This is a genomic window from Citrobacter sp. Cb041 (assembly GCF_030336655.1).
Classification (GTDB): domain Bacteria; phylum Pseudomonadota; class Gammaproteobacteria; order Enterobacterales; family Enterobacteriaceae; genus Citrobacter; species Citrobacter braakii.
Window position 1 is genome coordinate 70,315 of record NZ_JAOWDD010000027.1, and the last position, 21,629, is coordinate 91,943.

The following is a 21,629-nucleotide window of genomic DNA, read 5'->3' on the forward strand; positions in this document are numbered from 1 at the left end:
ACCGGGCAGGCGGCAATTGCCGCCTGCTATTCAGGGTTTTCTTGCTACCGGAACATCCAGTTGTTTAAGCTCATCCACAAAGCACGACGGTGTTTCTTTATTAAACAGCAGCCATACCCGATGCCGTGCCCGCGTTAGCGCCACATACAGCAAGCGTCTCTCTTCAGCATCCGGGAAATCCTCCACCGCCGGAAGCAACGCCTCTTCCATAATCGACTCGCGGGCCGGGGCGGGAAAACCATCATTCCCATCATGAAGCCCCACAACAATAACGTAATCTGCCTGCTGTCCCTTACTGGCATGGATAGTCATGAAATCCAGCTGTAGCTTAGGCCAACGGGTGGCTGCTTTCTCCAGACTGGCAGGTTTCAGGTGATGGTATCGCGCCAGCACCAGAATTCTCTCTTCTGCCTTCACAAATCCCGACAGCTTATCCAGTAGCAGATCCAGCTGGCTTTCATCGAGCAACGTGACGGCTTTTTTATCGCCTGCCATCAGACTGTTGAGCGGTTTCGTAAGCTGATGAGGGTTTTGCTGGATAAACTGGTTTGCAACTTCACCAATGCGGCTATTAAAACGGTAAGTCGTATCCAGATTACAACGGTCGCCCTCGCCGAAGTTTTGCTGGAATGCGGTGGTCAACGAAAGCTGTGCTCCGCTGAACCGGTAAATTGCCTGCCAGTCATCCCCTACGGCGAACAGCGTAGTGTGTGAGTTTTGCTTGCGCAGTGCGGCTAACAGGGCGGCACGCTGAGGAGAAATGTCCTGAAATTCGTCGACCAGAATGTGTTTCCACGGACTGATAAACCGACCTTTTTCCAGAATGACAATAGCCTGATGAATCAACCCGGAAAAATCGACGGCATTCTCATCCTTCAGGGCGCCCTTCCAGGCCTTGAGCAGGGGAGACATCAGCTTAATGCGTTTACTGAAAAGATCGCGAATCTCCTCCGGAGCATTGGCGATCATCTCCGCCTGCGCTCCGCCATGCATACGCATCAGGCTAACCCAACGATCCAGCCGGGAAGCCAGCCGGCGCTGTAATTTTTCGTCATCCCAGAAGTTACCTTCGGGTACAGACCACTGCATCTCTTCTTCTAACCATTGCCGCCAGCCTTTGGCTTGTGCCTTTTTCTCACTGCACTGCTGACGCCAGGTCGTGATAAAAAGTTTGCTACGCGCGGCAACATCATTTTCCAGCTTGCTAACCGTCGGGACTTTTTTGCTCCCCTGAGAAATAATGTGCAACGCCAGTGAATGAAACGTCCTCGCGGTGACTTCTTCCGTGTGCAGACGTTCACGGATGCGATCGTCCATCTCCTGGGCCGCTTTGCGTCCAAACGCCAGCAGCAGGATTTGTTCGGCCGCCGCTTCCCCTCGCGCAAGTAGCCAGCCCGCACGGGCGACCAATACGGATGTTTTGCCGCTTCCGGCCCCCGCAAGAACCAGTAATGATTGTTCACCGTTCACCACCGCCCGCGCCTGGGCCGGATTCAGCGGCGAGGACTCAATTTGCTGGAAAAATTCGGCATGTTCTTCCAACATGGCATCGGTATACGCCTGGTTGTGCTGCAAGCGACAAGCTTCAATGTCCTTCAACCATGCCTGGCATTGACGTAACGCCTCACGGCAATTTTCAAATTCTTCCAGCCGGTTAATCGGGAGCGGCAATGCGGCAAAGGCGCGGCGGATCTGCTGCTGTAGCCCTGACGTCTGTTCGCGCGTCAGCCATTTATTCTCACTGGTACGGGTGGCGATCGCCTCCAACTGCTGCTGTAAAACTCCCGCAGCGACGTCGCTCATTTCCTGACTCCACTGCTGCCAGAGCGAATTCAAATGGTGATGGAAGCGCTGGGTTTCAGCCCATTCAGTGCCGTGAAGACGAACTACCTTATCATCCGGGAGCACAAACTCCAGCTCACCCCATACCAGGCCGCGTTTACAATGAATAGCCAGTAACTGATTGAAGGGAATAAGATACTCGTGACGATCGCCGGAAACCTTAATCCCGGCATTGAGAATAACGGCCCGATCGTAAGGGTGTTGTGCCAGACGTTTTCCAAGAGAAGTTGCTTTCAGTTCCATAAGACTCAAGCGGATCCACACGAAGAGGTTTGCTTATCAGTGTAACCGCCAGAGAAAACGTGCTCCAGCCCAAAAAAACGTTACAATTGCCGAATTCACAGAAAACCAGAGTTAACCGAGGGTTTATGCGTACTGTTCTGAATATTTTAAATTTTGTGCTCGGGGGATTCGCCACCACCTTAGCCTGGTTACTGGCTACGCTGGTCAGTATTGTGCTGATTTTTACTCTCCCCCTGACCCGCTCATGCTGGGAAATTACCCGACTCTCGCTGTTTCCTTACGGTAACGAAGCGATTCATGTCGATGAGCTTAATCCAGCGGGCAAAAACGTCCTGTTGAATACCGGAGGCACCGTGCTCAATATTTTCTGGCTGATTTTCTTCGGCTGGTGGTTGTGCCTGATGCACATTGTCTCCGGTATTGCCCAGTGCATTACGATTATTGGTATCCCGGTTGGCATTGCGAATTTCAAAATCGCGGCGATTGCACTGTGGCCGGTGGGTCGCCGGGTAGTGTCAGTTGAAGTTGCTCGCGCAGCGCGTGAAGCCAACGCGCGTCGTCGCTTCGAATAATCAGGACCGATGGCCTTTATGTTAAGTCCTCTGCTCAAACGCTATACCTGGAACAGCACCTGGCTGTACTACGTGCGGATTTTTATCGCGCTTTGCGGCACAACAGCGCTGCCCTGGTGGCTGGGTGACGTTAAGCTGACCATCCCGCTCACGCTGGGTATGGTCGCAGCCGCGCTTACTGACCTGGACGATCGTCTTGCAGGTCGCCTGCGCAATTTGATCATCACGCTGGTGTGCTTTTTCATTGCCTCGGCCTCGGTCGAACTGCTCTTCCCATGGCCATGGCTGTTTGCCCTTGGGTTAACGCTCTCCACCAGCGGCTTTATACTGCTGGGGGGATTAGGGCAGCGCTATGCAACCATCGCCTTTGGCGCGTTGCTGATCGCCATTTACACGATGCTCGGCACCTCGCTTTACGATCAGTGGTATCAGCAACCGATCCTGCTGCTCGCGGGCGCCATTTGGTACAACCTGTTAACCCTGACCGGACATCTTCTGTTCCCTATTCGCCCCTTGCAGGACAATCTGGCGCGTAGCTATGAACAGTTAGCGCACTATCTGGAACTGAAATCGCGTCTTTTTGATCCCGACATAGAAGATGAAAGCCAGGCGCCGCTGTATGATTTGGCTCTTGCGAATGGGCAACTGATGGCGACCCTAAACCAGACAAAGGTGTCACTGCTGACCCGCCTGCGCGGCGACCGCGGACAGCGAGGAACACGTCGCACGCTACATTACTATTTTGTGGCGCAGGATATTCACGAACGCGCAAGCTCCTCGCATATTCAGTACCAAACGCTGCGCGACCATTTCCGCCACAGCGACGTGATGTTCCGCTTCCAGCGCCTGATGTCGATGCAGGGGCAAGCGTGTTCGCAACTGTCTCGCTGTATTTTATTACGCACGCCTTATCAGCACGATCCGCACTTTGAGCGCGTCTTCACCCATATTGATGCTGCACTTGAGCGCATGCGCGCGAGTGGTGAGCCTGCCGACCTGCTCAACACGTTAGGATTTTTGCTGTCAAACCTGCGGGCCATTGATGCCCAGTTGGCTACCATTGAGTCCGAACAGGCTCAGGTACTTTCGCGCAATGAGTCTGAAAATCAGCTTGCCGATGACAGCCCGCATGGGTTCAGTGATATCTGGTTGCGTCTGAGCCGTAATTTCACGCCTGAATCCGCCCTGTTTCGTCATGCTGTTCGCATGTCGCTGGTGCTCTGCGTCGGCTATGCCATTATCCAGATAACCGGAATGAACCACGGGTACTGGATCCTGTTGACCAGTCTGTTTGTCTGCCAGCCAAACTACAACGCCACCCGACATCGTCTGGCACTAAGGATTATCGGCACATTAGTCGGGATCGCCATTGGGTTACCGATCCTGTGGTTTGTACCTTCTCTCGAAGGGCAATTGATACTTCTGGTGATCACCGGCGTGTTGTTTTTTGCCTTTCGTAACGTCCAGTACGCGCATGCCACCATGTTTATCACGCTGCTGGTGCTGCTGTGCTTTAACCTGCTCGGTGAAGGTTTTGAAGTTGCACTTCCGCGCGTCATCGATACGTTGATCGGCTGTGCCATCGCCTGGGCTGCTGTCAGCTTTATCTGGCCAGACTGGCGTTTTCGGAATCTGCCGCGAGTGATTGAACGGGCCACTGACGCTAACTGTCGTTATCTTGATGCTATTCTCGAACAATATCATCAGGGGCGTGATAATCGTCTGGCATACCGTATCGCCCGCCGTGACGCGCACAATCGTGATGCGGAACTTGCTTCGGTGGTGTCGAACATGTCGAGTGAACCGGATGTCACGGCCCAAACACGCGAAACGGCGTTCCGCTTGCTGTGTCTTAACCATACGTTTACCAGCTATATTTCCGCCCTCGGCGCACATCGCGAGCAGTTAACCAATCCTGACGTCCTGGCATTGCTGGATGATGCCGTCTGCTATGTAGATGATGCGCTTCACCATCAACCTGCTGATGAGCAGCGCGTATACCAGGCGCTGGAAGATCTGAAGCAGCGAATTCAGCATCTCGAGCCACGTCCGGACAGTAAAGAGCCGCTGGTCGTACAGCAAGTTGGGTTACTGATTGCCCTGCTCCCGGAGATTCGGCGATTACAGCAACAAATTGCTGTGCTGCCATCTAATACCCCGGTTCCGGCGTAAGAGAACTCACCCACTCCACCAGCTCCTGGCGACGCGTCGCCGGGAGAGCGGCTTCATGCACCCCGTCAACCGCCCCTTCAAGGGCATAGAGTATTTTTACCGTTAAGGCAGGGTTATTTTGCCGAAGTTTCAACCAGCACATCTGAGCTCCCAGCGATCGCAATGTCCCCTCATCCGTAATTCCTGCTTCATTTAGCAAGGTCTCGAGATGAAACGTCATATTCGGTAATTCCCGCAGGCGATGTTGTGCAAAGCGACTCTGTTTTTCCTTAACGGCTGCATCGAGTGAAAATTGTGATAGCGACACTAACTGCTGCTGGTTCTGCCACAGGGTATCGTTCACCTGGTAATAATTGAGTACAACCGGACGCCCGCGCTTGATAAATGTTAGCCAGACAGGAGAATTTTTTACACAGTACTGGGCGCTCTGCTCACAGGCGCGAAGATATAACTCACCGCTGGCAACCATGGCAAAGACCGTATCACCAACCGTCAGACTATAGCTGCCAAACAGTGAGCGGTAGTGAATTGTTCCCAGAGAAGCCAGATATTCTTGTGATTTATAGATTCTTGCATAAGACTTTTCTTTCATAAAAATCCTTTTAAATCATAACGTAAGCAAATAATTTGCAGTAGCAGATCCGTTAATGACGAAAATAGGCAACTTATGCGTATGGGGCAAGATGAATTTTATTTTTCCCGTAATGATGACTAAAAATTGCGAACCTGTTTCCGAAAATAAGGTTGATCTTTATTGATGGCGGGGTTACTGTATATCCATACAGTAACTCACAGGGCTGGATTGATTATGTACACTTCAGGTTATGCAAATCGTTCTTCGTCGTTCTCTTCCGCATCGAGCAGCATTGCGCGCGTTTCAGCAGAGAACGCTACCGCTGGGCTTATCAGTGAAGTGGTCTATCGCGAGGACCAGCCCATGATGACGCAGCTCCTGCTGCTTCCCCTGCTGCAACAGTTAGGGCAACAATCACGCTGGCAGCTGTGGCTGACGCCTCAGCAAAAATTAAGCCGTGAGTGGGTGCAGTCGGCCGGGCTTCCATTGACCAAAGTCATGCAAATCAGCCAGCTCTCCCCCTGCAATACGCTGGAATCGATGGTTCGTGCGCTGCGCACGGGTAACTACAGCGTCGTCATCGGCTGGTTGACGGAAGAATTAACCGAAGATGAACATGCCGAGCTGGTAAAAGCGGCAGATGAAGGTAATGCGATGGGATTTATCATGCGTCCTGTTCGCGCTCAGACACTTGCGGGGAGACAGCATTCCGGGCTAAAAATTCACTCGAATTTGTATCATTGAGTAAAATTAGGAATTATCCTGGAATTTTTTTTCATGTTTTAATTTGCCATTGAGCTGTAACGCGTTTTCCGGCTGAAGGCCTGTCTGAAGCGGTTTTCAGGAAATCCTCAGTACATTTATTCATCTATAAATGTTAAATAATGTGTACACAAGCCTTTTTTTTTCATATGCCTGACGGACTTCACACTTGTAAGTTTTCAACTACGTTGTAGACTTTACATCGCCAGGGGTGCTCGGCATAAGCCGCAGATATCGGTAGAGTAACTATTGAACTGGTCCCCGGGTGAAGGATTTAACCGTGTTATCTCTCTTCGGAGATATTCATGGCGAATTTTGGATGATAACGAGGCGCAAAAAATGAAAAAGACAGCTATCGCAATTGCAGTGGCACTGGCTGGTTTCGCTACCGTGGCGCAGGCCGCTCCGAAAGATAACACCTGGTACACTGGTGCTAAACTGGGCTGGTCTCAGTACCATGATATTGGTAACAACCAGATCAACAACTCCGGTCCTACCCACGAAAGCCAACTGGGTGCTGGTGCGTTCGGTGGTTATCAGGTTAACCCGTACGTTGGTTTCGAAATGGGTTACGACTGGTTAGGTCGTATGCCGTACAAAGGCGCCACCGATGCTACCCACAATAATGGCGCTTTCAAAGCTCAGGGCGTTCAGCTGACCGCTAAACTGGGTTACCCAATCACTGACGATCTGGACGTTTATACCCGTCTGGGTGGTATGGTTTGGCGTGCAGACGCTAAAAACAACCAAGGCTTCAAAGACCACGACACTGGTGTTTCCCCAGTATTCGCAGGTGGCGTAGAGTATGCAATTACTCCTGAAATCGCTACCCGTCTGGAATACCAGTGGACCAACAACATCGGTGACGCGAACACCGTTGGCGGTCGTCCGGATAACGGTCTGTTGAGCGTTGGTGTTTCCTACCGTTTCGGTCAGCAGGAAGAAGCAGCTCCAGTAGTTGTTGCTCCGGCTCCGGCTCCGGAAGTACAGACCAAACACTTCACTCTGAAGTCTGACGTTCTGTTCAACTTCAACAAAGCAACTCTGAAACCAGAAGGCCAGCAGGCTCTGGATCAGATGTACAGCCAGCTGAGCAACCTGGATCCGAAAGACGGTTCCGTAGTGGTTCTGGGCTTCACTGACCGCATCGGTTCTGACGCTTACAACCAGGGTCTGTCCGAGAAACGTGCTCAGTCCGTTGTTGATTACCTGATCTCTAAAGGTATTCCTTCTGACAAAATCTCTGCACGTGGCATGGGCGAATCCAACCCAGTTACTGGCAACACCTGTGACAACGTGAAAGCTCGCGCTGCACTGATCGACTGCCTGGCTCCGGATCGTCGTGTTGAGATCGAAGTTAAAGGTATCAAAGACGTTGTAACTCAGCCTCAGGCTTAAGTTATCGTCTTATAAAAAAACCCCGCTTTGCGGGGTTTTTTTCACTTTTTATCAATCAAAGCACGCCTGTACACAACACATTTAGCCATTCTGTGGTTATTCTTTTCCCAGCAGCGCCTGTAAATCCTGCTTCAATGTCGACATTTTATTCGCGTACTTCTCTTTATGCTCTGCGTCTTCAATCAGTTGTACAATAGTTTCAGAAAGCGTTTTGCCGCGCCGCTGCGCAAGCCCCGCTAAGCGCTGCCAGACCATAAATTCCAGATCGATAGATTTCTTTCGCGTATGCTGATGCTCCGCGTTAAAGTGCCGCTTACGCCTCGCTCGTATGGTTTGTTTCATACGATTTAGCAGCGCAGAGTTCATGTGTTCTTCAATCCAGGTATTGACCCGAACCGGTTCATTTTCGAGGGTTAGCAACAAATCAACGGCTTCTTCGGCAGCGCTGGCCTCTACGTAACGGGTGATTAATTCCCCCTCACGATGCTTCTTCACCAGATACTTCCATTTCCAGCCGCTTTCAAGGTTTTCAAGTTGTTGATATTTCATTGCGATCTCAATGTTACCGTGTAACTCTTATCAGAATATCAGCTTTTTCGGCATCTGAAGAAAAGAATATCCAGCCTGTGAACTGTCGCGCGTCCTCGCATTCGTTTCACAGCGCTTTCCACGTGTGCAGTGATGATGGTTACGGTATAATCTCGTTTTTTACAACAGACTAAAAAACATCAACTTTGACCATTACGAAACTTGCATGGCGTGATCTGGTTCCTGACACCGATAGTTATCAGGAAGTATTTGCACAGCCGCACGTCACTGACGACACCGATACCTTACTTAGTGATACTCAGCCACGTTTACAATTTGCGCTGGAGCAGCTTCTTCAGCACTGGACGACGTCTTCGTTCATGCTGGTAAAAGCGCCGGAAGAGCTTGAGTACATCAACCTTATTGCAGAGGCCGCGCGGTCTCTGCACTCTGATGCCGGAAGTCTCACCGGAGGTCATTATGATATCTCCGGTCACACTATCCGCTATCGTACAGCTGAGAGAGCAGAAGACAATTTTGCGACATTAACCCAGGTAGTCTGCGCTGACTGGGTTGAAGCCGAACAACTGTTTGGCTGTCTGCGTCAGTTCAATGGCGAAATTACCCTACAACCAGGCCTTGTGCATCAGGCCAACGGTGGTGTGCTGGTTATTTCGTTGCGCACGCTACTGGCCCAACCGCTGCTGTGGATGCGCCTGAAAGCCATTGTCAGCCACGAGCGTTTTGACTGGGTAGCTTTTGATGAGTCTCGCCCGCTGCCCGTCTCCGTTCCACCTATGCCGCTTAAACTCAAAGTGGTATTAGTCGGTGAACGTGAATCACTGGCAGACTTCCAGGACATGGAGCCGGAGCTGGCTGAGCAGGCTATTTATAGCGAGTTTGAAGATAATCTGCAGATAGTGGATGCCGAAACCATGACGCAGTGGTGTCAGTGGGTAACACATACCGCTACGCGCAACAATTTGCCCTACCCGGCCCCTGATGCATGGCAAGTGCTGATCCGTGAAGCCGTTCGTTATACCGGCGAACAGGATACATTGCCGCTTAACCCGCTGTGGATCACCCGGCAGTTCAAAGAAGTGGCCCCGTTATGCGAGGGCGAAACCTGCAACGCTGAGCAGTTCAGCCTTATGCTAACCCAGCGTGAATGGCGGGAAGGTTTCCTCGCCGAACGAATGCAGGATGAGATCCTGCAGGAACAGATCCTGATCGAGACGGAAGGCGAGCGTATTGGCCAAATCAACGCCCTGTCGGTGATTGAATTTCCTGGCCACCCCCGCGCGTTTGGTGAGCCTTCTCGTATCAGCTGTGTGGTTCATATTGGCGACGGCGAATTTACGGATATTGAGCGCAAAGCCGAGCTTGGCGGAAATATTCATGCGAAGGGTATGATGATTATGCAGGCGTTCCTGATGTCGGAACTCCAGCTTGAACAGCAAATCCCCTTCTCTGCCTCGCTGACCTTTGAGCAATCCTATAGCGAAGTGGACGGCGACAGCGCGTCCATGGCAGAACTTTGCGCATTGATTAGCGCCCTCGCCGACGTTCCTGTTAATCAAAGCATCGCCATTACCGGTTCTGTCGATCAGTTTGGTCGGGCACAACCTGTTGGTGGTCTGAACGAGAAAATTGAAGGCTTCTTCGCCATCTGTCAGCAGCGTGAGCTGACAGGCACACAGGGCGTTATCATTCCTTCAGCGAATGTCAGACACCTGAGCCTGCATCCCGCACTGCTACAGGCCGTAGAAGAAGAAAAATTCACTATCTGGGCGGTGGACGACGTGACCGATGCGCTGCCACTGTTATTAAATCTGGTGTGGGATGGTGAAGGCCAGACAACGCTGATGCAAACTATCCAGGAGCGTATTGCTACGGCAACGCAGCAGGAAGGTCGTCACCGTTTTCCCTGGCCGCTACGTTGGCTGAACTGGATTATTCCGAACTGATCGGACTTGTTCAGCGTACACGTGTTAGCTATCCTGCGTGCTTCAATAAAATAAGGCTTACAGAGAACATGGTAGATAAACGCGAATCCTATACAAAAGAAGACCTTCTTGCCTCTGGTCGCGGTGAGCTGTTTGGCGCAAAAGGGCCACAACTGCCTGCACCAAGCATGCTGATGATGGACCGTGTCATCAAGATGACCGAAACCGGCGGCAACTTTGACAAAGGTTATGTTGAAGCTGAACTGGATATCAACCCGGACCTGTGGTTCTTCGGATGCCACTTTATCGGCGATCCGGTGATGCCGGGCTGCCTGGGTCTGGATGCCATGTGGCAGCTGGTTGGATTCTATCTCGGCTGGCTGGGCGGCGAAGGTAAAGGCCGCGCGCTGGGCGTAGGCGAAGTTAAATTCACCGGCCAGGTTCTGCCGACTGCAAAGAAAGTGACTTACCGCATTCACTTCAAACGCATCGTTAATCGTCGCCTGATCATGGGCCTGGCTGATGGTGAAGTGCTGGTTGATGGTCGTCTGATCTATACCGCAAACGATCTGAAAGTGGGTCTGTTCCAGGACACTTCTGCGTTCTAATCCAGGTCAGCGTAGCCGCCAGACATTAACGTTTATTCGTCTTGTCTGGTGGGCAAAAAGGCGAAACCTCCGCTCTGCGGAGGTTTCTTTTATCTAAAGAGACAGAATCAGGCCATTAAAACCCTATCCCCCATGGCTTCTCGCCAGCCTCCCAGCCAGTATGACCTCTGATTCAGCGTCTGATAGGGACACATTTCTTTTGATCGTCCGGCAATGCCGGCCTGATATCCACGTTGATGTGCCCGTTCCAGGCGATCTCGTTTTTGTCTCTTCATGCCTCGTTTCCCTCATCTTTTGGGTCTGGTGGAAAAGAAAACAGTGATTACTAAGTGTGCAATCACACTAAAACGAATACCCCTAAACATCAGGCTCGTCAATGCGCAAAATTCACGCCAGTGTCATATTTGTGAGCTACCCGCAAAATCATTTGTACAAAAATAGTCTGTCAGAACAGCTATCTCCACGGCTAAAAAAATAAAAAAAACCGCCCCGGGCAATGAACCAGGGGCGGCATAATTTACAATTATTTAAGCTTAAGGGATGCGTTTCAGCTCTTGAGCCATTGCCGTCGCTTCCTGGCTCCAGGCGTTGGCCAGAACCTTCACCATCTCATCGTAGCCGTCTTTAGTCTGTACAGCTTCGATGTGGAATGGACGCTTGATCAACTGCCCCTGGTGATTCAGCAGCCATTCACCGCTCACGATGACCTTACCATCGTACCGACCGTGGAAGCCGGTCACGGTGACGTTCAAAGTGTCCTGAGTGCTTCCCAGCGGCTGCGAAGCGACAACCCAGCCAGGCAACTGCATACTGAGGTTCGTAACCAGGGTATTGCGCAATTGCTGATCTAATGGGCTGGCCCAGAGATTATTATTCGCTATCACATATTGCACATCGCTGGTCTGGTAAACCACCCCATTACCCGCCAGATAGTCCGGGACCGCAATCTGTTCAACCCACAGCAGACGGTTACCCTGGTTAGCTGAGCTCTGTACGCCCCCTTGCGCGATAGGGAGCTGGTAATAGCTTTTATTTTCTCCGCTGGAGCTGCATGACGTCAGCCAGACCACCATCATCGCCACTAGCCACTTTTTCATTGTTTCGCCCTCTTCGGCTCTGGATCTTTTTTGTCCTTCGCTTCAAATACCAGCGCATTGCTCTTATCGTTCAACGTTTTCAGTACCGGTTGCAGTTCTCGCAGTACCTGATCAAGACGCTGCATATCCGCCACCATCTTGTTGTAGGCGGCGGACCCCGGCTGGAAGCCCTGCATACTACGGTTCAGTTCGCGCAGCGTGTTCTGCATATCCGCCGGAAGATCCTGCATCGACTGACTGGACGTGATCTTATTCATGTTGTCCAGCGTGGTTTGCAGATGCTTCATCGTACGCTGGCTTTCCGACAACGTATTGGTCGCCTGCTCAATCATCGGGTTCAACGGCAGATTGTTAATCTTATCCAGCGCTTCCATCAGTCGCTGCTGGATCTGCGCCAGACCACCGCTCACGGTCGGAATAATTTGATAACCATTAAATTCGCGCACACCGGTAATCGGCGGTTCTTTCGGGTAGAAGTCGAGATCGACATACAGAGCGCCAGTCACCAGGTTCCCGGTTTTCAGCGATGCCCGTAAGCCGCGTTTAAGCAATTCTGCCAGATGAGCGCCAACATCAGTATCTTCTCCCAGCTGTGCCTTCAGACGTTCTGGTTCGATACGTACCAGCACCGGAATGCGGTAATCATTGTTGAAGACCTGACGCATATTCGGTGAGAAGAAAGGTACTTTACTTACCGTACCCAAACGGATGCCACGGAATTCCAGTGGCGCGCCGGGCTGCAGGCCACGAATTGAATCTTTAAAGAACATCAGGTAATCAATATGATCGGTATACAGTGAATCCTGAATACTTTTTTGGTCGTCATAAAGATTAAACGCAGACTGTTGTGCGACCGGTTCGCCTTGTTCCAGCCCTTCTGGCACATCAAAACTTACGCCACCGCCAAACAGCGTGGAGAGAGATCCCATTTCCACGCGCATACCTGCCGAAGTAAGATCTACGGCGATCCCACTGTCTTTCCAGAAACGCACATTGCTGGTCACCAGACGATCGTTAGGCGCATTGATAAATAGCTGATAGCTAATCGTACGCTTTTGCGCATCAAATGTGCTGGTTTCAACCGAACCTACACGATAACCACGGAACAGTACCGGGTCGCCCGGGCTCAACTGACCGGCTTTTTTGCTGTCCAGAATCACACGGATCCCTTTCGCATCTGGCGGCGCCAGCGGCGGTGAATCCAGCAGTTGGTAATTTTCCAGCTTGCTGCCTTTATTGCCAGGCTGCAGTTCAATATAAGCCCCGGACAATAGCGTGCCGAGCCCACTGATACCTTCACGTCCAACCTGCGGCTTCACCACCCAAAAGACAGAATCTTTATGCAGCAGCTTTTCCATTCCGGAGTTAAGACGAGCTTTAATTTCCACATGGGTCAAATCATCAGTCAGGGTTGCGCTCTCGACGATACCGACATCCACGCTGCGGCTCTTAATCGTCGTTTTGCCCCCTTCAATACCTTCGGCATTGGTGGTAATCAGCGTGACTTGTGGCCCCTGATGACTGTAGTGATAAAACAGGACCCACGCGCCAATGAGGGCAGTGACTATAGGGAATATCCACACGGGCGACCAGTTTTTTACCTTTTGCACTTTGGCTTCCCCACTTTTAGATTCCATGCTGTCAGGACTCCTCATGATCTGGTTCACGGTCCCACGACAGACGGGGATCAAATGTCATCGCAGAAAACATTGTCATAATGACGACTAAAGCAAACATCAAAGCACCCATTGCAGGATAAATGTTCATTAACCCTCCCATGCGCACCAGCGCAGAGAGTACGGCAATTACAAAAACGTCGATCATTGACCAGCGACCGACAAATTCTACAACCTCGTAAATTAAATGCATTCGTTCACTGTCGCGTTTGCCGTGCCCTTTGGCATCCCAACACAGCCAGGCAATGGCGATCATTTTCAACGTCGGCACCATAATACTGGCGATAAAGATAATCGCAGCCACCGGGTAAGAGCCTTCGCTCCAGATTAAAACCACGCCCTCGAGTATCGTTGAAGGCAGCTTTGACCCGAGCAGATCGGTGATCATGATCGGCAGAATATTGGCAGGAAGATAAAGCATGATCGACGTAAACAGTAATGCCAATGTCCATTGCAGACTGTTTTTACGCCGCACATAACCTTTCGTCTGACAGCGTGGGCATACCAGCTCGTCTGCCGGAAGAATAGCGGTGCAGCAGGAACAGGAACGCAATCCTTGTCGGATGCCGGGCACACCAGGCTTTAATTCCTGCTTAATGGCTGGCATAGGGGCAATATCATCCCACAGCCAACGGCGATCCACACACTGGAAAGCCCGCAACTGGAGCATACAAAACATGCACCACGGGATGAAGCTGCTGCCCACGCCGATATCGCCGTAGGCCATCAGCTTAACAAAGCTCACCAGCACGCCCGCGAGGAAAATTTCTGCCATTCCCCAGCTTTTTAACTGAAACAAAATACGCGCCAGCCATGTTTTAAGCCGCTCAGGCATATGAACCCGATTCACCAACAGCAAAATGGTCAACAAGCAAAAAGCGGGAACCAACTGAACGAATAAGATAAAGAAGGTACCGAGGCTGGCGTAATCTTCCGAAAAGAGAACGCTGGGGATTTGCAGCAGCGTCACTTCGCTGCTCACCCCCGCAACATTCATATTCACAAAGGGAAAGAGGTTTGACAAAAGCAGCATAAATAATGCTGCTAACACATAGGCGGTAGGACGCTGCCGTGGCGCGTCCCACTCAACCGTTAACGTAGTGCCACATCGTGGACATGCCGCTTTCTGACCATGCTCAAGGCGAGGTAACGCCACCAGCATGTCACACTGCGAGCACAGAATATGCTTCGCGGCATGGTGATGTTCGCACATATGTGCTCCTTTAAATTATGCGCCGTTCTTCAAAGACTCAAGATACTCCCAGCGCTCAAAGGCTTGCTCAAGTTCTTGTTCAGCTTCGTTCAGATTAGCTAATACCTGTTGCGTTTGCTCATGCGGCTGACTGAAAAAAGCGGCGTCAGCTACCTGAGCTTGTAATGCTTCCAGTTTAGCTTCCAGTTCTTCAAGCAGCGCGGGGAGCAGCTCCAGTTCGCGCTGCAGTTTATAGCTTAGTTTGCTCGTGCTGCGTTTGACAATTTCTGCTTTAGGAGCAACGGTTTCCTCTGTTTTTTTCGCAACTGGCTGTTTAAACGCCACATACTGCGATTGCTGGCTGCGGGCATCATGATAACCGCCGACATAACGACCAATTTTACCGCCGCCTTCGAAGATCCAGCATTCGGTTACGGTATTATCCACAAACTGACGGTCGTGGCTCACCAGCAGCACGGTGCCCTGGTAGCTATCAATCAGCTCTTCAAGCAGTTCCAGCGTTTCGACGTCCAGATCGTTCGTTGGTTCATCGAGAATCAAAAGATTACTGGGTTTGAGAAAAAGACGCGCCAGCAGTAGGCGATTGCGTTCCCCACCAGAGAGCGCACGTACTGGCGTCATCGCCCGTTTCGGATGGAACAGGAAATCTTGGAGATAGCCCAGCACATGGCGAGGTTTACCGTTAACCAGCACCTCTTGCTTACCCTCAGCAAGGTTGTCCATCACGGTTTTATCCGGATCCAGTTCGGCGCGGTGCTGATCGAAATACGCCACTTCCAGCTTCGTGCCGACGTGAATGCGTCCGCTGTCAGCCTGAAGCTGACCTAACATCAGCTTCAGCAGCGTTGTTTTACCGCAGCCGTTAGGTCCAATTAGCGCAATCTTGTCGCTACGTTGCACCTGCGCGGAGAAATCTTTTACCAGTTGCTTTCCATCAACCTGGTAATCAACATTCTCCATTTCGAAGACAATCTTGCCAGAGCGGCTCGCCTCTTCGACCTGCATCTTCGCCGTGCCCATCACTTCGCGACGTTCGCCACGCTCGCGACGCATGGCTTTCAGCGCCCGCACGCGGCCTTCATTACGGGTACGACGCGCTTTGATGCCCTGACGGATCCACACTTCTTCCTGCGCCAGCTTGCGATCAAATTCCGCGTTTTGGAGATCTTCCACCCGCAGCGCTTCTTCTTTATCCAGCAGATACTGATCGTAGTTCCCCGGATAGGTCACCAGCTTGCCGCGGTCGAGATCGACAATACGCGTCGCCATATTGCGAATAAATGAACGGTCGTGGGAAATGAAAATAATTGTCCCATTGAAGGATCTCAGGAACCCTTCCAGCCAGTCGATAGTTTCAATATCCAGGTGGTTAGTTGGTTCATCCAGCAGCAGTACGCGCGGGTTGCTCACTAACGCGCGGCCCAGCGCCGCCTTACGCAGCCAGCCGCCCGAAAGCGAAGAAAGCGCGGCGTTAGGATCCAGTCCCAGTTGTGCCAGCACTTCATTAATGCGGCTTTCGAGCTGCCACAGATTATGGTGATCGAGCATTTCCTGAACCCGCGCCATTTCATTCAGGTTTCTGTCGCTGGGATCGGTCATCACCAGGCGCGAAATATCGTGATAACGCTTCAGATATTCAGCCTGTTCCTCAATACCTTCGGCAACGAAGTCATAGACGCTGCCCTCAACATTACGCGGCGGATCCTGCTGCAGACGCGCCACAACCAGGTCCTGCTCATAAATAATACGCCCGTCGTCAAGACCCTGTTCACGGTTGAGGATCTTCATCAGCGTCGACTTACCTGCGCCATTACGGCCAACCAGACAGACGCGTTCGTTATCTTCGATATGCAGTTCTGCATTATCAAGAAGCGGCGCATCGCTGAACGACAGCCATGCACCATGCATACTGATCAATGACATTTATTTATCCTTTCAGGCTGCGGTAATCAGCCAGCAATTGTGGATCTGGCGGTTACGGGCAAAATCCTGGGAAAGCGTTTTTTGGGTGATTTCTTGTGCTTTTAATCCCAGTTCAGCCAGACCGTCGAGATCCATACGGAACCCACGCTTGTTGTTGGAGAACATGATCGTGCCGTCTTTACGCAGCAGACGTTTCAGATCTTTCATCAGCGCCAGATGATCGCGCTGTACATCAAACGAGTCTTCCATACGTTTTGAGTTAGAGAACGTCGGCGGATCGATGAAAATCAGATCAAACTGTTCATTGGCATCGCGCAGCCAGCCCAGGCAATCGGCCTGAATTAAACGGTGAGCGCGACCACTCAGGCCGTTCAGGCGCAGGTTACGCTCAGCCCACTCCAGGTAGGTACGCGACATATCAACCGTCGTGGTGCTACGTGCACCGCCCAGCCCGGCATGAACGCTGGCACTGCCGGTGTAGGAAAACAGGTTAAGGAAATCCTTACCTTTACTCATCTGGCCCAGCATGCGGCGCGCAATACGGTGATCGAGGAACAAACCGGTATCAAGATAGTCTGTCAGGTTGACCCACAGGCGGGCGTTGTACTCACTTACCTCAATGAATTCACCCTTCTCATTCATCTTCTGATACTGGTTCTTCCCTTTCTGCCGCTCACGGGTTTTCAGCACCAGTTTATTTGGCGCGATTTCCAGGACGGACAACGTTGCGGCAATGATATCGAACAGGCGTTGACGTGCTTTTTGCGCATCGACCGTCTTCGGCGGAGCGTATTCCTGAACCACGACCCACTCACCGTAACGGTCCACTGCAACGTTGTATTCCGGCAGGTCAGCATCATACAGGCGATAGCATTCAATTCCTTCCTGACGCGCCCATTTTTCCAGCTTCTTGATATTCTTACGCAGGCGGTTGGCATAATCTTCAGCGACCGTGGCTGGCTTGCTGTCCGCAGTGGTCTCTGCAACGTGATAGTTTTTCTGTACGCAATCCAGCGGACCGTTTTTCGCTTTGAACTGCTTGTCAGCACGCAATTGCAGGCTGCTGAGCAAATCCGGAGAGGCGCTGAACAGCGACAAATTCCAGCCGCCAAACTGGTTTTTCATCGTACGGCCCAGCAAGCTATGCAGGGCAATCAGCGCCGGTTCGCTATCCAGACGTTCGCCGTAGGGCGGGTTACTGATCACCGTACCATACGGTCCCTTCGGCAGTGGATTACTCAGTTTGGCGACATCTTTAACGTCAAATGTCATCAGATCGGCAATACCTGCGCGGCGGGCGTTACTACGCGCTTTTTCAATCACGCGCGCATCGCTGTCGGAGCCATAGAAGTGCGAAGTATAGTCAGCAAGCCCCTTACGCGCACGCACCTGAGCTTCGGCTTTAACCTCTTGCCAGACGGCTTCATCGTGCTGTGCCCAACCGCTAAAGCCCCAGTACCCGCGGTGCAGGCCCGGCGCGCGATCGGTTGCCCACATCGCCGCTTCAATCAGCAGCGTGCCGGAGCCGCACATCGGATCGAGTAACGGTGTGCCCGGCTGCCAGCCAGAACGCATAACAATAGCGGCGGCTAGCGTCTCTTTAATCGGCGCTTGACCCGCGCGATCGCGATAACCGCGCTGATGCAAACCGTCACCGCTCAGATCAAGTGCAATGCTGGCGGTATCTTTGTTCAACCAGACGTTGATACGCAGATCCGGAGATTCACGATCCACATTCGGACGCGGCAGATTTTTGCGGGTAAAGGCATCGACAATCGCATCCTTGACCTTCAGCGCGCCGTACTGGCTGTTACGAATGGTCTCGTTCAGGCCGCTAAAATGGACGGCAAACGTAGCACCAGGATTAAATATCTCTGTCCAGTCGATTGCCTGAACGCCGAGGTACAGATCAAGATCGCTGTAGACCTTGCACTCTCCCATCGGCAGGATAATGCGCGAGGCCAGGCGGCTCCACATCAGGCTCTGGTAAACAAGCCGCGTGTCGCCCTTAAAATGGACCCCACCCTGAACGACCTGACACTCCAGCGCGCCGAGGTTTTCCAGTTCAGTTTTTAACAGCTCTTCCAGCCCGCGGGCCGTACTGGCAAACAGAGAATTCATAATGTCACTTTTACTCCTAGAAAATTGCTGCGCATTATAGCTAATATGGGCTGTATGTCATAAAGTTGAAGGCTTATTTTCGTTCAAGGGGCTGTGCAGTGGTAACGTTGACCCGACTTTTTATTCACCCGGTTAAATCAATGCGTGGAATTGGACTCACGCACGCCCTGGCAGACGTGAGCGGTCTCGCCCTGGATCGTATATTTATGATTACCGAACCCGACGGGACGTTCATTACCGCCCGACAGTTCCCGCAAATGGTCCGCTTTACCCCTTCCCCTTTCCACGATGGACTTCATCTCACGGCTCCAGACGGCAGCAGCGCGCTCGTGCGATTCGCAGACTTCGCCACCCAGGATGCGCCGACTGAAGTGTGGGGAAACCATTTTACCGCGCGTATTGCGCCAGCGGCTATCAACCTGTGGCTGAGCGGCTTTTTCTCCCGTGACGTGCAGTTGCGCTGGGTGGGTCCGCAACTGACACGCCGGGTGAAGCGCCACGCTGATGTTCCTTTGTCCTTCGCCGATGGTTATCCCTACCTGCTGGCCAACGAAGCATCTCTGCGCGATGTGCAACAGCGCTGTCCGGCAAGCGTCAAAATGGAACAGTTTCGCCCCAATCTGGTGGTTTCGGGGGCTGACGCATGGGCAGAAGACACCTGGAAAGTGATTCGCATTGGCGACGTCATTTTTGATGTGGCAAAACCCTGTAGCCGCTGCATTTTCACTACCGTTAGTGCAGAAAAAGGCCAGAAACATCCGTCTGGCGAGCCGCTCGCCACGCTGCAAACCTTCCGGACAGCGGTGGATAACGGCGACGTCGATTTCGGCCAGAATCTTATCGCACGCAACAGCGGCGTTATTCGCGTCGGTGATGAGGTAGAAATTTTGGCAACCGGTCCCGCCAGAGCATACGGTGCGGCGGAGTCAGACGATACCGCACTGGAACAACAGCCCGATGCCACGGTACTTATTGACTGGCAGGGCCAGACCTTTCGCGGAAATAATCAGCAGGTATTGCTTGAACAGCTGGAAAACCAGGGTATCAGGGTGCCCTATTCATGCCGGGCAGGAATTTGCGGATGCTGTCGAATTCGACTGTTGGAAGGCGAAGTTAGTCCGCTGAAAAAATCAGCGATTGGGGATGACGGGACGATTCTGTGCTGCAGTTGCGTTCCCAAAACGACAATCAGGCTGGAGAGTTAAACCGCCTGTTCAAGGCTGAAACTGTCGGCAATAACCTGCGGTTTCAGTCTGTCATTCATTATTTTAATCGCGTCGCCAAGTTGCATTGTGCGTCCGGCAATAACCACACCAGGTTGTGCAAGCAGACAAAGCGCGGCATTTTCACCCGGTTCAACCACTAACAGGTTTACCTGTTCATCCGTATCGCTTAAATCCACACAAGCAGCATCCCCCACGACTGGCGACCAGTTAATACCGTGTGCGACAAAGTGCCAGCTTTTTGGCATTTGCGGTTTAAGGTAACGAATCGCCACCAGCGCATTAAGCACCAGTTCCGCCTTTTGCTCTTTGGCTAAATCCAGGTAGCGACATTTTTCTTCAAAGGAAAAATAAAGCGCGGCGTCATCAACACAAAAACCCGACGGAGAAAATGCATCCGGAGTGAGCATTTTACGAGCAAAACGCGAACGGAATAACATGCCATTGGCTAAATCGAGCATCATACGATCGTGCTCTTCATCATAATACCAGCGCCAGTTATCGTCGGGTTTAATTCGCATCAGTTTCTCTCCTTTCCTTAATCATCACCATTACGACAGTATCCTTTTGCCGCTTCGTTTATTGCCTTAATAATAAAAGCTCAGAATGTTTAAATAAGCAACAGTAAAGGAATATAAAACAACCAGGGCCAGAAATAAAGCCCTGGATTGTGATTAAGGTAGCATTCAGATATTGGTGACGATTTCTTTAATCAACGGTGGGCCTTTAAAAATAAAGCCCGAATAAATCTGTACCAGAGAAGCACCGGCAGCTATTTTCTCACGCGCGGCGATTACTGAGTCGATACCACCAACCCCAATAATCGGCAGCTGACCTTTTAATTCCTGAGACAACTGGCGAATAATTTCTGTACTTTTTAATTGTAACGGTCGACCGCTCAGGCCACCCATTTGATCGCAATTTTTCATTCCCTGAACGAGAGAACGATCGAGAGTGGTGTTAGTCGAAATTACGCCATCAATATTATGACGAACTAAACTGTCAGCAACCTGGATCAGTTCTTCCACAGAAAGATCCGGTGCGATCTTAACCGCCACTGGAACATATTTATGGTGGATCGCTTGCAGATCATTTTGCTTATTTTTAATTGCCGTCAGAAGATCATCCAACGCCTCACCATATTGCAGCGTACGTAATCCCGGCGTATTCGGTGAAGAGATATTAATCGCGATATAACCAGCATAAGCATAGACTTTTTCCATACAAATCAGATAGTCATCTTTGCCGTTTTCTACCGGAGTATCTTTATTCTTACCAATATTAATCCCCAGAATACCGTCAAAATGCGATTTTTTAACGTTCTCAACCAGGTTATCAACCCCCAGGTTATTAAACCCCATGCGGTTGATCAAACCTTCTGCATCGACCAGACGAAACAGACGTGGTTTATCATTACCCGGCTGAGGACGCGGCGTCACGGTACCAATCTCAATGGAACCAAATCCCATCGCGCCGAGCGCATCAATGCACTCCCCGTCTTTATCCAGTCCGGCAGCAAGCCCGAGTGGATTTTTAAACGTCAGCCCCATACAGGTAACCGGTTTTGCGGGTACTTTCTGGCGGACAAGCGCTTCGAGCGGCGTGCCGGTAATGCGACGTAATTGCTGGAATGTCAATTCATGAGCGCGCTCTGGATCGAGCTGGAAAAGGGCTTTACGAACGAAGGGGTAGTACATGAACTCTCCTGGATTCCCGGTGTGCAAACCGGGG

The 21,629-nt window shown here is 51.5% G+C and carries 18 protein-coding genes; 7 read left to right on the forward strand and 11 right to left on the reverse strand.

What is annotated here, in order from left to right; genetic code table 11:
* Positions 1 to 30: 30 nt before the first annotated feature.
* Positions 31 to 2,085, reverse strand: coding sequence for a DNA helicase IV (helD, locus tag OGV52_RS02465; RefSeq protein ID WP_287108039.1), 2,055 nt, complete (start codon positions 2,083 to 2,085; stop codon positions 31 to 33).
* Between the two features lie 125 nt (positions 2,086 to 2,210).
* Here helD and OGV52_RS02470 point away from each other — a divergent pair, with 125 nt between their 5' ends.
* Together OGV52_RS02470 and yccS are read left to right on the forward strand one after the other, a co-directional pair.
* Positions 2,211 to 2,657: a YccF domain-containing protein gene (locus tag OGV52_RS02470; protein ID WP_016152485.1), complete on the forward strand. Its 447-nt coding sequence runs from the start codon at positions 2,211 to 2,213 to the stop codon at positions 2,655 to 2,657.
* Between the two features lie 18 nt (positions 2,658 to 2,675).
* Positions 2,676 to 4,829: a YccS family putative transporter gene (gene yccS / locus OGV52_RS02475; RefSeq protein ID WP_016152484.1), complete on the forward strand. Its 2,154-nt coding sequence runs from the start codon at positions 2,676 to 2,678 to the stop codon at positions 4,827 to 4,829.
* On the opposite strand, the gene OGV52_RS02480 is transcribed toward yccS, so the two are convergent.
* The gene (locus OGV52_RS02480) at positions 4,807 to 5,421 is read right to left on the reverse strand and encodes a TfoX/Sxy family DNA transformation protein (protein ID WP_103766104.1); all 615 of its coding nucleotides are present in this window, start codon (positions 5,419 to 5,421) and stop codon (positions 4,807 to 4,809) included. The two genes, yccS and OGV52_RS02480, sit on opposite strands and share 23 nt — an antisense overlap.
* Before the next feature lie 216 nt (positions 5,422 to 5,637).
* Here OGV52_RS02480 and sulA point away from each other — a divergent pair, with 216 nt between their 5' ends.
* Both sulA and ompA read left to right on the forward strand, forming a co-directional pair.
* The gene (gene sulA / locus OGV52_RS02485) at positions 5,638 to 6,147 is read left to right on the forward strand and encodes an SOS-induced cell division inhibitor SulA (RefSeq protein WP_032931135.1); all 510 of its coding nucleotides are present in this window, start codon (positions 5,638 to 5,640) and stop codon (positions 6,145 to 6,147) included.
* A 357-nt stretch (positions 6,148 to 6,504) separates the two neighbouring features.
* Positions 6,505 to 7,563: a porin OmpA gene (gene ompA / locus OGV52_RS02490; protein ID WP_047414154.1), complete on the forward strand. Its 1,059-nt coding sequence runs from the start codon at positions 6,505 to 6,507 to the stop codon at positions 7,561 to 7,563.
* A 96-nt stretch (positions 7,564 to 7,659) separates the two neighbouring features.
* Here the strand turns inward: ompA and matP are convergent, their stop codons facing one another.
* Positions 7,660 to 8,112: a macrodomain Ter protein MatP gene (matP, locus tag OGV52_RS02495; protein WP_016152480.1), complete on the reverse strand. Its 453-nt coding sequence runs from the start codon at positions 8,110 to 8,112 to the stop codon at positions 7,660 to 7,662.
* 185 nt (positions 8,113 to 8,297) lie between these two features.
* On the opposite strand from matP, the gene OGV52_RS02500 reads away from it, so the two are divergent.
* On the forward strand, positions 8,298 to 10,058 hold the full coding sequence (locus OGV52_RS02500) for an AAA family ATPase (RefSeq protein WP_287108041.1): 1,761 nt from the start codon (positions 8,298 to 8,300) through the stop codon (positions 10,056 to 10,058).
* Between the two features lie 68 nt (positions 10,059 to 10,126).
* Complete coding sequence (gene fabA / locus OGV52_RS02505; RefSeq protein ID WP_003035875.1) at positions 10,127 to 10,645, forward strand: bifunctional 3-hydroxydecanoyl-ACP dehydratase/trans-2-decenoyl-ACP isomerase; 519 nt, start codon at positions 10,127 to 10,129, stop codon at positions 10,643 to 10,645.
* A gap of 107 nt (positions 10,646 to 10,752) precedes the next feature.
* On the opposite strand, the gene rmf is transcribed toward fabA, so the two are convergent.
* The 6 genes from rmf to rlmKL all read right to left on the reverse strand — a co-directional run bounded on the left by rmf (position 10,753) and on the right by rlmKL (position 18,675).
* Positions 10,753 to 10,920, reverse strand: coding sequence for a ribosome modulation factor (rmf, locus tag OGV52_RS02510; RefSeq protein WP_003035871.1), 168 nt, complete (start codon positions 10,918 to 10,920; stop codon positions 10,753 to 10,755).
* A gap of 258 nt (positions 10,921 to 11,178) precedes the next feature.
* A complete protein-coding gene (pqiC, locus tag OGV52_RS02515; protein WP_200052294.1) occupies positions 11,179 to 11,742 on the reverse strand; it encodes a membrane integrity-associated transporter subunit PqiC in 564 nt (187 codons plus the stop codon).
* Complete coding sequence (pqiB, locus tag OGV52_RS02520; RefSeq protein WP_003836843.1) at positions 11,739 to 13,379, reverse strand: intermembrane transport protein PqiB; 1,641 nt, start codon at positions 13,377 to 13,379, stop codon at positions 11,739 to 11,741. Before pqiB ends, pqiC begins: the two co-directional genes overlap by 4 nt.
* Before the next feature lie 4 nt (positions 13,380 to 13,383).
* Complete coding sequence (pqiA, locus tag OGV52_RS02525; RefSeq protein ID WP_047501146.1) at positions 13,384 to 14,631, reverse strand: membrane integrity-associated transporter subunit PqiA; 1,248 nt, start codon at positions 14,629 to 14,631, stop codon at positions 13,384 to 13,386.
* Between the two features lie 15 nt (positions 14,632 to 14,646).
* Positions 14,647 to 16,554, reverse strand: a complete 1,908-nt coding sequence (locus OGV52_RS02530) for an ABC transporter ATP-binding protein (protein ID WP_287108043.1) — start codon at positions 16,552 to 16,554, stop codon at positions 14,647 to 14,649.
* Between the two features lie 12 nt (positions 16,555 to 16,566).
* Entirely contained in the window at positions 16,567 to 18,675 is a 2,109-nt protein-coding gene (gene rlmKL / locus OGV52_RS02535) for a bifunctional 23S rRNA (guanine(2069)-N(7))-methyltransferase RlmK/23S rRNA (guanine(2445)-N(2))-methyltransferase RlmL (protein WP_016152475.1), read from the reverse strand.
* A gap of 98 nt (positions 18,676 to 18,773) precedes the next feature.
* Between rlmKL and OGV52_RS02540 the strand changes: the two genes are divergently transcribed.
* Positions 18,774 to 19,880, forward strand: a complete 1,107-nt coding sequence (locus tag OGV52_RS02540; RefSeq protein ID WP_287108044.1) for a YcbX family protein — start codon at positions 18,774 to 18,776, stop codon at positions 19,878 to 19,880.
* Here the strand turns inward: OGV52_RS02540 and zapC are convergent.
* Both zapC and pyrD read right to left on the reverse strand, forming a co-directional pair.
* Positions 19,877 to 20,419: a cell division protein ZapC gene (gene zapC, locus OGV52_RS02545; RefSeq protein ID WP_016152473.1), complete on the reverse strand. Its 543-nt coding sequence runs from the start codon at positions 20,417 to 20,419 to the stop codon at positions 19,877 to 19,879. The genes OGV52_RS02540 and zapC overlap by 4 nt on opposite strands.
* A gap of 165 nt (positions 20,420 to 20,584) precedes the next feature.
* Positions 20,585 to 21,595 carry a quinone-dependent dihydroorotate dehydrogenase gene (gene pyrD, locus OGV52_RS02550; protein ID WP_287108045.1) on the reverse strand — a complete coding sequence of 337 codons (1,011 nt, stop codon included), beginning with the start codon at positions 21,593 to 21,595 and terminating at the stop codon, positions 20,585 to 20,587.
* Positions 21,596 to 21,629 lie beyond the last annotated feature (34 nt).

Coding starts and splice junctions, on each gene's coding strand:
- helD (WP_287108039.1), bottom strand. CDS start 2,085: ATGGAACTGAAAGCAACTTCTCTTGGAAAACGTCTGGCACAACACCCT.
- OGV52_RS02470 (WP_016152485.1), top strand. CDS start 2,211: ATGCGTACTGTTCTGAATATTTTAAATTTTGTGCTCGGGGGATTCGCC.
- yccS (WP_016152484.1), top strand. CDS start 2,676: ATGTTAAGTCCTCTGCTCAAACGCTATACCTGGAACAGCACCTGGCTG.
- OGV52_RS02480 (WP_103766104.1), bottom strand. CDS start 5,421: ATGAAAGAAAAGTCTTATGCAAGAATCTATAAATCACAAGAATATCTG.
- sulA (WP_032931135.1), top strand. CDS start 5,638: ATGTACACTTCAGGTTATGCAAATCGTTCTTCGTCGTTCTCTTCCGCA.
- ompA (WP_047414154.1), top strand. CDS start 6,505: ATGAAAAAGACAGCTATCGCAATTGCAGTGGCACTGGCTGGTTTCGCT.
- matP (WP_016152480.1), bottom strand. CDS start 8,112: ATGAAATATCAACAACTTGAAAACCTTGAAAGCGGCTGGAAATGGAAG.
- fabA (WP_003035875.1), top strand. CDS start 10,127: ATGGTAGATAAACGCGAATCCTATACAAAAGAAGACCTTCTTGCCTCT.
- rmf (WP_003035871.1), bottom strand. CDS start 10,920: ATGAAGAGACAAAAACGAGATCGCCTGGAACGGGCACATCAACGTGGA.
- pqiC (WP_200052294.1), bottom strand. CDS start 11,742: ATGAAAAAGTGGCTAGTGGCGATGATGGTGGTCTGGCTGACGTCATGC.
- pqiB (WP_003836843.1), bottom strand. CDS start 13,379: ATGGAATCTAAAAGTGGGGAAGCCAAAGTGCAAAAGGTAAAAAACTGG.
- pqiA (WP_047501146.1), bottom strand. CDS start 14,631: ATGTGCGAACATCACCATGCCGCGAAGCATATTCTGTGCTCGCAGTGT.
- OGV52_RS02530 (WP_287108043.1), bottom strand. CDS start 16,554: ATGTCATTGATCAGTATGCATGGTGCATGGCTGTCGTTCAGCGATGCG.
- rlmKL (WP_016152475.1), bottom strand. CDS start 18,675: ATGAATTCTCTGTTTGCCAGTACGGCCCGCGGGCTGGAAGAGCTGTTA.
- zapC (WP_016152473.1), bottom strand. CDS start 20,419: ATGCGAATTAAACCCGACGATAACTGGCGCTGGTATTATGATGAAGAG.
- pyrD (WP_287108045.1), bottom strand. CDS start 21,595: ATGTACTACCCCTTCGTTCGTAAAGCCCTTTTCCAGCTCGATCCAGAG.